This window comes from Microbacterium sp. 69-10, assembly GCF_001897945.1.
In the GTDB taxonomy this organism is placed as follows: domain Bacteria; phylum Actinomycetota; class Actinomycetes; order Actinomycetales; family Microbacteriaceae; genus Microbacterium.
This window is the reverse complement of record NZ_MKRT01000006.1, coordinates 152795-164099: the sequence shown is the minus strand read 5'-3', so window position 1 is coordinate 164099 and position 11305 is coordinate 152795. Positions and strand designations below refer to the sequence as shown.

Sequence of the window (11305 nt, the reverse complement as noted above, 5' to 3'; positions counted from 1 at the left end):
GCCTGTGCGTAGGTGTCGGGTTGCCACTCGGCATCCGCGCCCAGCACCAGCTCGCCGGGAAGGTAGTCGAGCAGGATCACGCGGTCGGCCGCGGACGCGTCCCTCAGCCGGGCGGCGTGGCCGGTCGAGATCAGCGGCTCGGTGTACCCCGTGTGGGCGGAGATCTCGCGAGGCAGATGCGTGTCCGACGGTCCGGCGGCCTTCACCACGACGTCCTCGCCGCCCGCCCGCACGTGCAGCACCGTGGTCTCGACGAGACCCCAGGACATGTCGCGCACGAGCTCGGCATCCGGCATCCGCTCGCCCACCCACGCCCGCTGCGCGGCGTCGAGACCGGGCAGCGGGCTCACGCGGCGAACTGGACTTCGCCCTTGGCGACGTCCACACTCGTCAGCTTCAGCGTCACCGTGTCGCCGGGAGCGGTCCCCGCACGCACGGGCGCGGATGCCGTCACAGCCGGTTCTGCGATCTGCACAGCTGCGCGCGACTCGCCGCGCAGCTCGATGACGGTAGCCTCGATGCTCTTCCCGACCAGCGGATGCAGCAGGGCGGCCTCCACGCGGTCGATGGTCTCGGCGTTGAGCGTCGACGCCCGCTGCGCGGACTGCTGCATGAGGTCCGGGAGCTGGGGGAGCGACTCCCGCGCCCACTCCGGTGCGGGCCGGCCCTGCGACACCGCCTCGCAGATCGCCAGCGACCAGCGATCGACCAGCCGCCGCAGGGGAGCGGTGGCATGCGCGTACGGCGCGCCGATCGCGGCCTGCTCGAGATCCCCGGCCGGCACGGTGCCGTCGAACGTGACGTAGCCGGCTCCGCGGAACAGCGATGCGGCGGCCTCGAGCACGGGCAGCGTCATCGGATCGTTCTTGTCCAGACCTCGCAGGTAGTCCCCGTACCTGCCGTCCTTCCACGGCCGTCCGAGTGCCTCGGTCTGCCGGCGGAATCGCGAGAACGCCTGATCGTCCGGCTGCGGCATCGTTCGCAGCACGCCCACCTTCGCGCCGATCATCAGCTCTGCTGCGGCCATCCCGGTCATGAGTGACAACTGGGCGTTCCAGTCCTCGATGGGCAGCGGACTCCGGCGCTCGATGTCGTAGCTGCCGTCGGGCTTCTGGACGACCTCCTCGTCGGGAAGGTTCAGGCTCGCGCCGCCGCGCTGCTGCTCCTGCTGCTGCCGCAGTCCGCCGATCTCGCCCAGCAACGACAGCGGGCCTTCCTGCCCCGCGTCCAGCAGCTCCTGCGCCGCCACGTAGTCGAGCTGAGCGCGCGACCGCACCAATGCGCGCTCCAGGCGGAAGTCGGTCACGGCCCCCGCGGAGTCCAGCACGAAGGTCCATACCAGCGCGGGCCGCTCCTGGTCGGCCAGCAGTGAGGCCCTTCCCTCCGAGAGCACCTTCGGGTGCAGGGGGATGTTCCCGTCGGCCAGATACAGGGTCTGGCCACGCTGGCGCGCCTCGGCGTCCAGAGCGCCACCGGCCCTGACGAAGCCGGGGACATCGGCGATCGCGTAACGCACCTGATATCCCGAACCCGCGCGGGACAGGTGCATGGCCTGATCGAGATCCTTCGAGCCCGCCGGGTCGAGCGTCACGAACGGCACCTCGCGCAGGTCGAGGTCCGGCACCTCCGGTGTCGTCGACTCCGCCTCCGCCAGAGCCTCGGGCGAGAACTCGACGGGCGACTCGATGCCCGCACGCAGGGCGGCGAGGGCAGCAGCCAGCTCGCTCTGCGAGGCGGACGGGGCGACATGTGATCGACGCTGAGGCATGTCGTCAGCCTATTCGCGGGCGCTTGCCGAGCCGGAGCGCCTCGGCCGCGCGTCATCCTGGGGCATTCGCGCGCCGGTGTCCGCGACCGGGACTAGCGTGGAGCCATGAGCACTGCTGACAAGGCCCGCACTCTCACCGACCTCTACCTCGCCCCCGAGATCCTCCGCGTCGTCAACATCTGGGACGTCGTCTCGGCGAAGGCGATCGCCGCGCTCCCCGAGACGCGCGCACTGGCCACGGCGGGGCACTCCATCGCCGCGAGCTTCGGCTACTCGGACGGGCAGATCCCCCGGGAGCTCATGCTCGACATGGTCGGTCGCATCGCAGCATCCGTCGATCTGCCGGTCTCGGCAGACCTGGACGACGGCTACGGCGACGCGGGGGAGACCACCCGCCTCGCGATCGGCGTCGGCATCGTCGGCGCGAACGTCGAGGATCGGCTGAAGCCCTTCGCCGAGTCCGTCGCACAGGTCGAGGCCATCGTCCGGGCCGGTGAGGCCGAGGGCATCTCCTTCGCTCTCAACGCCCGCACCGACGCGATCGTGCGCGGCGGTGACAAGCCGCTCTCGGACAAGCTGGCGGATGCCGTTGAGCGCGGCCGCGCCTATCTCGACGCCGGTGCGACCGCCGTCTTCGTGCCCGGCATCCTGGACGCCGACGCCACCCGCTTCCTCGTCGACGGGATCGGCGCGGGCAGGGTCAGCGTGATCGGACTCCCCGGCGCACTCACCGCCGCCGAGTACGAGGCTCTCGGCGTCGCCCGCATCTCGTACGGGCCCTTGCCGCAGCGTGTCGCGCTGACCGCGCTGCAGGACACGGCAGCCGACCTCTACGCGAACGGTGCGATCCCGGCGGGCACCCGCGCGCTGAACTGACGCGGCACCGAACCGACGCGCGGCGGATGGGCGTCCACGCGGTCGATACAATCGACCCGTGGTCACACGTCTATCGAACTTCTTCCTCCGCACGCTCCGCGAAGACCCTGCAGACGCAGAGGTCACCAGCCACAAGCTGCTCGTTCGCGCCGGCTACATCCGCCGCGCGGCGCCAGGAGTGTTCACGTGGCTGCCGCTCGGGCTGAAGGTCAAGTCGCGCATCGAGCAGATCGTCCGCGAGGAGATGGGCAACGCCGGGGCGCAGGAGGTCCACTTCCCCGCGCTGCTGCCGCGCGACCCCTACGAGCAGTCCGGACGCTGGGAGTCCTACGGCGACGGCATCTTCCGTCTGCAGGACCGCAAGGGTGCCGACTACCTGCTCGCGCCGACGCACGAGGAGATGTTCACCCTGCTGGTCAAGGACCTGTACTCCTCGTACAAGGACCTGCCGCTGACGATCTACCAGATCCAGGACAAGTACCGTGACGAGGCGCGTCCGCGCGCCGGCCTGCTGCGCGGTCGCGAGTTCACCATGAAGGACGCCTACTCCTTCGACGCCTCCGACGAGGGGCTGGACGCCAGCTACCAGAAGCAGCGTGACGCCTATGAGCGGATCTTCCAGCGCCTCGGTCTCGAGTACGTGATCGTGAACGCCGACAACGGACTGATGGGCGGTGCCCGCAGCGAGGAGTTCCTGCACCCGACGCCGGTCGGCGAGGACACCTTCGTGCGCTCCGCCGGCGGCTACGCGGCCAACGTCGAGGCGTTCACGACCGCGGTCCCCGAGCCTGTCGACTTCTCCGCCGTGCCCGCTGCGACGATCTTCGATTCGCCCGCGACGCCGACGATCGAGACGCTCGTGGCGCATGCCAACAAGACGCTGGAGGGCGAGTACACCGCGGCGGACACGCTCAAGAACGTGGTGCTCGCGCTGACCCACCTCGACGGCACCCGCGAGCTCGTCGTGGTCGGCATCCCCGGCGACCGTGAGGTCGACGAGAAGCGTGCGGAGGTCGCGTTCGCGCCGGCGGAGGTCGAGACCGCGACGCCCGAGGACTTCGAGAAGAACCCCCTGCTCGTCCGTGGCTACATCGGCCCCTGGTCCGAGACGGGCGCGGTGCTTGGCGAGGAGTCCGCCACCGGCATCCGCTACCTGGTCGACCCGCGCGTGAGCGAGGGCACAGTGTGGATCACCGGTGCGAACATCGACGAGAAGCACGCGCACTCGGTGGTCGCGGGTCGCGACTTCTTCGCCGACGGCATCGTCGAGATCGCGAACGTCCGCGAGGGCGACCCCGCTCCCGACGGCTCCGGTCCGGTCGAACTCGCCCGCGGTATGGAGATCGGACACGTCTTCCAGCTCGGTCGCTTCTTCGCCGAGACCCTGGGGCTGAAGGTGCTCGACCAGAACGGCAAGCTCGTGACGGTGACGATGGGCTCCTACGGCATCGGCGTGACCCGAATCCTCGCGATCATCGCCGAGCTGAACAACGACGACAAGGGCCTGATCTGGCCGGCATCCGTCGCCCCGTTCGACGTGCAGGTCGTCGCGGCAGGGCGTGACCAGGTCGCCTTCGACGTGGCGGAGGACATCGCGAACCAGCTCGAGGCCGCTCGCCTGGACGTGCTCTACGACGACCGGGTGAAGGTGTCGCCCGGTGTGAAGTTCGGTGACGCCGAGCTGGTCGGCGTGCCGAAGATCGTGATCGTCGGCCGTGGCGCGGCCGACGGGCAGGTCGAGCTGTGGGACCGCGCGACCGGCGAGCGCGAGGCGATCTCGGCGGCGGATGCCGTCGCACGACTCACGCGCTGATCCGACAGCATCCGTGCGAACACGGTTTTCTGACTCTGCCGTGAGGAGGATGATCGGGCCATGGCCCGATTCCTCCTCACGGCGATGCCGTTCACGGGGCACGTCACACCGCTGACCGCCGTCGCAGCCGAACTCGTGCAGCGCGGCCATGACGTGCGCTTCTACACCGGGAGTCGGCATCGTGCTCGCGTGGAGCGGGCCGGTGCGCGTCTCGTGCCGTGGGAGCACGCGCCGGACTTCGACGAGAACGACATGCCGGCGACCTTTCCCCGGCTGGTCGGGCGGAAGGGGTTCGCGCAGATGCTGATCAACATGGTGGACTGCTTCATCCGCACCGCGCCGGCGCAGGTGCAGGACCTGTCCGCAGAGTGGGAGCGCGAGCCGTGGGACGCCCTCGCCGCGGACGAGACATCGGTCGGGGCCGCGCTGTTCAGCGAGAGCAGGCGGATGCCGTGGACCACCGTCGGCATCCTGCCGCTCAACCTCCTCGGGCCCGGGGGACCGCCCAGCGGGATGGGCATCACACCCGGAACCGGAACGATCGGCCGGATGAGGGATGCCGCGCTGCGCGGGCTGGCGCCCGTCCTGTCCCGCTCGCTCGTGAGGGCGCTGGACGAGGCCGAGCGTGAGGTCGGGATGCCGCCCAGCGGGCGGGTGCTGGATCGTCTGGTGTTCTCGAAGACCTCGGTCGCCGCGAGCGGCTCACCCGAGCTCGACTACGGCCGCCGCGATCGTCCGAGCCACGTGCGGTTCGTGGGCGAACTGCGTTCGCGGGTGCCTGCGACGGCCGCGCTCCCTGACTGGTGGGGTGATCTGGACGGCCGCACGGTCGTGCTGGTCACGCAGGGCACGCAGAACATCGATCCTGATGACCTCGCCCGGCCCGCGCTGGAAGCGCTGCGCGACCGCGACGTGCTCGTCGTCGCCACCACGGGCGTCCCCGGCCAGGACGCGTTCCCGTTTCCCGTGCCGGCGAACACGCGGGTGGCGGGGTTCGTGCCCTTCGCCGACCTGCTCCCACGGGTGGATCTCGCAGTCACCAATGGTGGGTGGGGCGGGACGCTCGCGCTGCTCGCCCGTGGCATCCCGCTGGTGGTCGCCGGAGGCGACCTGGACAAGCCCGAGGTCGCGGCGCGCGTAGCGTGGAGCGGCGCCGGCGTGAATCTGCGCACCGGGCGTCCGAAGGCATCCGCCATCGCGGCGGCCGTGGATCGCGTCCTGGCGGAGAGCTCGTTCCACGACGCCGCCGATGCGGTCGGCAAGGGGCTGAGGGGCCTGGGCGGCGCGGCGCGCGTCGCCGACCTGCTCGAGCACTCCGCCTGGGATGCGCCTGTGACAGGCTGAGGGCATGACGGATGCCACGCTGAACGACGACCTGCGACACGAACTGACGACGCTTCTCGACCGTGCGGGGATCCACGCCGACCGGGGGCTGATCGCGCGGATGCTGCAGACCGCGCTGAAGCTCGGGGTCGAGCACACGGACCGGCTGGACCTGAAGATCGCGTCGGCCGCGCTGAGCGAGATGCACGATGCCTTCCGGCTCTTCCAGCCCTTCCACCAGGTGCCCAAGGTCACGGTGTTCGGATCGGCGCGCACCGCGCAGGACGACCCGCTCTACATCCAGGCTCGCGATGTGGCCGCCGCGCTCGCGAGCGACGGATGGATGGTCGTCACGGGCGCCGGCCCCGGCATCATGCAGGCCGCCGCCGAGGGAGCCGGCGCGAGGATGTCGTTGGGTGTCTCCATCCGGCTGCCGTTCGAGGAGCGGATGAACACGATCGTCGCCCAGGACGCGCAGGTCGTCTCGATGAAGTACTTCTTCACCCGCAAGCTCATGCTCATGAAGGAGTCCCGCGGGTTCATCTGCCTGCCCGGGGGATTCGGGACGATGGACGAGATGTTCGAGCTGCTGACCCTGCAGCAGACCGGCAAGGCCGAGCCGATGCCGATCGTGCTGCTCGACGCACAGGGCGGTTCGTTCTGGACCGGCCTGAAGACCTTCGTCGACGAGCATCTCGTCCCGGCAGGAGTGATCTCACGGGACGACCTCGACCGCGTGCTCATCACCGATTCCGTCAGCGAGGCCGTGGCGAACATCACCGGCTTCTGGCGCAACTACGACTCGCTGCGCTGGGTGGGGGACAGGCTGGTCCTGCGCCTGGTTCACGAACCGACGGATGCCGACATCGACAGCCTCAACGAGCGCTTCGGCGGCATGTGCGCGGAAGGGCGCATCGAGCGCACCGACCCGCTCGACGTGGAACTCGCCGACGGGGATGCCGTCGAACTGCCCCGCATCGTGCTGAACCTCGCCCAGCGCTCGGTGGGTTCGCTATTCGCGCTGATCCGCGCGATCAACGAGCTCCCCTCCGCACGCTGAGGCCGACGGCGAGCGGTGCTCGAGATCGGGTCAGGGCTCCGGGGACTCGGTCATGTTGCCACGGCAGGCATCGCCGGGGTTGAAGCCGCCCATCGAGGCCTTGACATCGGGGTTGCGCATGAACGTGCCGAAGTTCCGCACCCCGTGGTAGCCGTGCTTCTGACTGCCGCGCATCGCGAGCGCGTCATCGTCGAACCCCGCAGGGTTGTTCTCCACCTGGTCCCAGGTGTCCTGTCCGGAGAACGCGCATTCGGAGGAGGCATGATTCGCGCCCTGCGCATCCTTGCCGTTGCACGTCACCTCTCCCGCGTACGCCGTGCCCGCCCCGATCAGCACGAACACCAGCGCGACGGTGGCCCCCAGTGCCATTCGCTTCATGATTCCGCCTTCCAACGACGGGGCGCACCGATGCGACCCCTGTTCCGACAGAAGGCTAGGTGCGTGTCACGGCTCGCGCATCAGTGCTGATACGGAGAATCATCTCCGGGAGGGTGATCGGCAGTGCTCTCCGCCACATGCTTCGCGAACTCCGCGAGGTCGACGGCGTGCCCGAGGATCCGCTCCGCAGCCCGATGCCCCGAACGGTACGCGGCTCCGACGGTCGCGGGCTCCGCGCCCCAGGTCGCCTCGCCCGCGAAGTGCAGACCGCCTTCGAACGGCCCTGCCAGGGCGTCGTGATCGTGATGCGATGCCCCGACCGGCAGATGCGAGTAGGAGCCCGCGGCGAACGGGTCGTCGCCCCACCGCGTGACCCACGAGTCGATCGGCTCACCCACTGCGTCCCCGTACAGGGCACGGAGTGCGCCGACGGAGTCCGCGACGACCTCCGCATCCGGACGGGTCTGGAGGTGCCGGCCCAGCGGACCCGCCGCGAAGGTGAGCAGGGTCGGGATGCCGCTGATCGACGACACGTCATACCAGGAGTGCCAGCGCTCGCCTGCCTCGCCGAGCGCGCGGACGACGTACGTGTCCGCACGCCAGAAGCGCTCGGGGAACTGCACGAAGATCTTGTTGAACACCCCCATGCCGAGCCGGGCGATCGGTCCCGTGGCGGCCTCGGGCAGCGGCGGGTCGAACGCGATCGTGGCGGCCTTCAGCACGCCGAGCGGCACGGTGACGACGACCTGCTGCGCGCTGAAGTCGCCGTCGTCCGTGCGGGCGAGGCATCCGTCATCCGTGCGCCGGATCGTCCTGACGGCATGCGACAGTCGCACATCGAGCCCCACCGAGATGCGGTGCGGGATCTCGTCATAGCCGCGCGGGAAGATCACCTCATCACCGTCGATGCCGTCCTCGTCGAGGCCGTGCGCGTCGAGGTCGCCGATCCAGGCGCCGCACTGCTCCTCGACACGATGCCGGAAGAACTCGCGGATCTCGTCGATCCGCTCGGCATCCAGCCCTGAGGCGTCCAGCGCGCGTTCGGTCACGTCCAGGTAGCTGTCCCCGGGATCGGAGGCGGCGATCTGCTCCGCGAGCGCGGCGTCCACCGCCTCCACGTCGCAGATCCATCGTTCGGACGCCGCAGCATCCATCGGCCGTCCGGTGCCGTCGAAGTGCTCGATCGGCCGCCCGCCCGCCTGGAAGCTCCCCACGGTGAACTCCCGCGTCGGGATGCCGAGCGCCTGCACCAGCTTCCAGAGCGGCGAGTGCTCGATGCCGTGGATCCAGGAGGCGCCGAGATCGACGGGAAACCGGCGGCGCGGTCCGTGTGCATCCGCCCGCCGACGCGCTCCCGCGCCTCCAGCACCACGACGCGCCTGCCCGCGTCGGCCAGCATCCTGGCGCACGTGACGCCTGCCATGCCCGCACCGACGACGACCGTGTCGAATCGCTCCATGCCCTCAGTATGAAGTGTCCGGACCCGCCGACCCGGCAGGGCCGGCGCTCGCCGCCGTGCGCATTCGACCAGCCGCGCTCGCTGTTCCCGGACTACGGCTCGACCGCGTCGGGTGACATCGCGACGGCGCCGCGCCCCGCCGTCGTGCAGGTGCACCGGGCCTGAGCGGATGCCGGTGCCGCGACCCGTTGGCGCGCGGCACCGGCACTGACGTCAGGGCCGAGCGGCTTCTGGCGGCTCCCGCGGGTCGGCGACACGGTGGAGGTCCTCTACGATCCCGCCGTCAACCACCTCTTGACGCATCCGCTCCCGCATCGGGTCGTGGCTGGCGCTGTTCATCGTCGTGGAGCTCGTGCTGCTCGGGTGCGTCGTGCTGCTCCTCTGGCTCGGCATCGACGCGCTCATCTGAGTGCCCGAGGTTCGGGTATTCTTTTCTGATGCCCGCGGAGCGTCTGTCCGCGGAGAGAGCTGAATAGAGGAGACCGCTGATGGACATCGAACTCGGACTGCTGCGCGGAATCGAGAAGGAGAAGGCGATCCCCTTCGACGAGCTCGTCTCGATCATCGAGCAGGCCATCCTCACCGCCTACGGCAAGCACGTCTCCGCCGACGGCGCTGTGCCCGAGGGCGTGCGCGTCGAACTGAACCGCACCACCGGCCACGTCGCCGTGCTGCAGCCCGTCACCGACGAGGAGGGCGCGGTCATCGGCGAGGAGGAGGCGACTCCCGAGGACTTCGGCCGCATCGCCGCCTACGCCGCCAAGCAGGTCATCGGCCAGCGCCTGCGCGACATCGCCGACGACGCCGTTCTCGGGGAGTTCCGCGGCAAGGAGGGCGACATCGTCGCCGGCATCATTCAGCAGGGGCCCAACCCGCGGATGATCCACGTCGATCTCGGCTCCGTCGAGGCGATCCTGCCGCCCGAGGAGCAGGTCCCCGGTGAGGAGTACGCCCACGGCACCCGCCTCCGGGTGTACGTGACCAGCGTCGCCAAGGGGACGAAGGGTCCGCAGATCACCGTGTCGCGCACCCACCCCGGGCTGGTCCGCAAGCTGTTCGCCCTCGAGGTCCCGGAGATCGCGGCCGGTCTGGTCGAGATCGTCTCGCTCGCCCGCGAGGCGGGGCACCGCACCAAGATCGCCGTCAAGGCCAACGACCCCTCGGTCAACGCCAAGGGATCGTGCATCGGCGAGATGGGCCGCCGCGTGCGGGCCGTCACCGAGGAGCTGTCCGGCGAGAAGATCGACATCGTCGACCACCACCCCGATCTGGCGACCTTCGTCGCCAATGCGCTCTCGCCGGCCAAGGTCACCTCGGCGTTCGTCCTGGACGCCGGCACCAAGGCCGTGCGTGCACTCGTGCCGGACTACCAGCTGTCGCTCGCGATCGGCAAGGAGGGCCAGAACGCCCGGCTCGCGGCCAAGCTGACCGGCGCCAAGATCGACATCCAGCCCGACAGCGTGATGGCCGAGGAGTGACCGCGGGGGAGCGACGCACTCTGCGCACACGCCGGGCGCCGGGCTTCGATCCGCGTCGCGAGGTGTAAGATGGAAGCTGTACGAACGTGTGTAGGCTGCCGCGGTCGTGCCTCTCGAACCGCCCTGATCAGGGTGGCCCTGCACAATGACGAGCTCGTCTTCGACGAGCGAGCCGTGCTGCCGGGGAGGGGCGCGTGGCTGCATCCGTCACGCGAGTGCCTGGATGCCGCGCTGCGGCGCCGGGCCTTCGCACGAGCACTTCGCATCTCTCCGTCCATCGGTTTCCCCGAAGCGGCGGATGCGCAGACCACCGAACGGTACTTCCACCGAAACAAAGGCTGAACGGCTATGGAAACAAAGTGAACGGCTCGAAATGAGACCCGTCCGCGACTAGTGGTCTGCCCTGCCAGGGCGGACCGACCCTGACAGGAGAATTGTGGCTGGTAAACCACGCGTGCACGAGATCGCCGCTGAACTCGGCGTCGACAGCAAGTTCGCTCTCGCGAAGCTCAAGGAGCTCGGCGAGTTCGTGAAGAGTCCCTCTTCCACCATCGAGCCCCCTGTGGCTCGCAAGCTCCGCGCTGCCATCGAGGCGGACCCGTCGGCCAAGGCCGCGGACAAGCCCGAGGCGAAGCCTGCGGCGGCGAAGGCAACGGCATCCGGCGCGCCCAAGCCCGGTGCTCCGGTCCCCGGACCCAAGCCCGGTCCCAAGCCGGCCGCCAAGGCCGAGGCACCCGCCCCCGAAGCCGCACCCGCGGCTCCGAAGACGGAGGCGCCCGCAACCGCTGCGGACGCCCCCAAGCCGGGCGGCAACGCGCCGAAGCCGGGCGGCAGCGCACCCAAGCCGGGCGCTCCCCGCCCCGGCAACAACCCGTTCTCGTCCGCGCAGGGCATGGGCCAGCGCCCGGCGGGTCCGCGTCCGGGAAACAACCCGTTCGCCTCCGCGCAGGGCATGGGCCAGCGCCCGACGCCGGGTAACATCCCGCGTCCCCAGGCGCCGCGTCCCGGCTCCCCGCGCATCGGCGCCCCGCGACCCGGTCGTCCCGGTGGCGGCGCTCGCGGCGGTCAGGGCGGTCGTCCCGGTGCTCCGTTCCAGCAGCGCACGGGCGGTCCCGGTCGTCCCGGCGGTGCCGGCGGCGCTGGTTTCCAG

General features: G+C 70.1%; 10 protein-coding genes and 2 pseudogenes. 8 read left to right on the top strand and 4 right to left on the bottom strand.

Features of this window, described 5'->3' with window-relative positions; translation table 11 throughout:
* Both BGN97_RS02855 and BGN97_RS02850 read right to left on the bottom strand, forming a co-directional pair.
* Positions 1–350 (bottom strand): annotated as a pseudogene (locus tag BGN97_RS02855) (aminoglycoside phosphotransferase family protein); the annotation flags it as partial.
* Positions 347–1768 carry an RNB domain-containing ribonuclease gene (locus tag BGN97_RS02850; protein ID WP_292697857.1) on the bottom strand — a complete coding sequence of 474 codons (1422 nt, stop codon included), beginning with the start codon at positions 1766–1768 and terminating at the stop codon, positions 347–349. The gene BGN97_RS02850 and the pseudogene BGN97_RS02855, both read right to left, overlap by 4 nt.
* 105 nt (positions 1769–1873) lie before the next feature.
* Here BGN97_RS02850 and BGN97_RS02845 point away from each other — a divergent pair, with 105 nt between their 5' ends.
* From BGN97_RS02845 to BGN97_RS02830, 4 genes are read left to right on the top strand one after another with little or no spacing between them, the layout of a single operon-like run.
* The gene (locus BGN97_RS02845) at positions 1874–2644 is read left to right on the top strand and encodes an isocitrate lyase/phosphoenolpyruvate mutase family protein (RefSeq protein WP_292697856.1); all 771 of its coding nucleotides are present in this window, start codon (positions 1874–1876) and stop codon (positions 2642–2644) included.
* Positions 2645–2702: 58 nt separating this feature from the next.
* Positions 2703–4457, top strand: a complete 1755-nt coding sequence (locus BGN97_RS02840) for a proline--tRNA ligase (RefSeq protein ID WP_292697854.1) — start codon at positions 2703–2705, stop codon at positions 4455–4457.
* Positions 4458–4517: 60 nt separating this feature from the next.
* Positions 4518–5801 carry a nucleotide disphospho-sugar-binding domain-containing protein gene (locus tag BGN97_RS02835; RefSeq protein WP_292697852.1) on the top strand — a complete coding sequence of 428 codons (1284 nt, stop codon included), beginning with the start codon at positions 4518–4520 and terminating at the stop codon, positions 5799–5801.
* Positions 5802–5805: 4 nt separating this feature from the next.
* Positions 5806–6840: a TIGR00730 family Rossman fold protein gene (locus tag BGN97_RS02830; protein WP_292697850.1), complete on the top strand. Its 1035-nt coding sequence runs from the start codon at positions 5806–5808 to the stop codon at positions 6838–6840.
* A 30-nt stretch (positions 6841–6870) separates the two neighbouring features.
* Here BGN97_RS02830 and BGN97_RS02825 read toward each other — a convergent pair whose 3' ends face one another.
* Both BGN97_RS02825 and BGN97_RS02820 read right to left on the bottom strand, forming a co-directional pair.
* A complete protein-coding gene (locus BGN97_RS02825) occupies positions 6871–7218 on the bottom strand; it encodes a hypothetical protein (RefSeq protein WP_292697848.1) in 348 nt (115 codons plus the stop codon).
* A gap of 80 nt (positions 7219–7298) precedes the next feature.
* Positions 7299–8617, bottom strand: a pseudogene (locus tag BGN97_RS02820) (NAD(P)/FAD-dependent oxidoreductase).
* 69 nt (positions 8618–8686) lie between these two features.
* Between BGN97_RS02820 and BGN97_RS02810 the strand changes: the two are divergent.
* The 4 genes from BGN97_RS02810 to BGN97_RS02795 form a co-directional block, all read left to right on the top strand.
* Complete coding sequence (locus tag BGN97_RS02810) at positions 8687–8842, top strand: hypothetical protein (RefSeq protein ID WP_292697844.1); 156 nt, start codon at positions 8687–8689, stop codon at positions 8840–8842.
* 323 nt (positions 8843–9165) lie between these two features.
* Positions 9166–10155 (top strand): transcription termination factor NusA, encoded by a 990-nt coding sequence (gene nusA / locus BGN97_RS02805; RefSeq protein ID WP_292697842.1) that lies wholly within the window; start codon positions 9166–9168, stop codon positions 10153–10155.
* 69 nt (positions 10156–10224) lie between these two features.
* Positions 10225–10497, top strand: a complete 273-nt coding sequence (locus BGN97_RS02800; protein ID WP_292697840.1) for a YlxR family protein — start codon at positions 10225–10227, stop codon at positions 10495–10497.
* A 94-nt stretch (positions 10498–10591) separates the two neighbouring features.
* On the top strand, positions 10592–11305 hold a 714-nt coding region (locus BGN97_RS02795; RefSeq protein ID WP_292697839.1), incomplete at its 3' end, for a translation initiation factor IF-2 N-terminal domain-containing protein.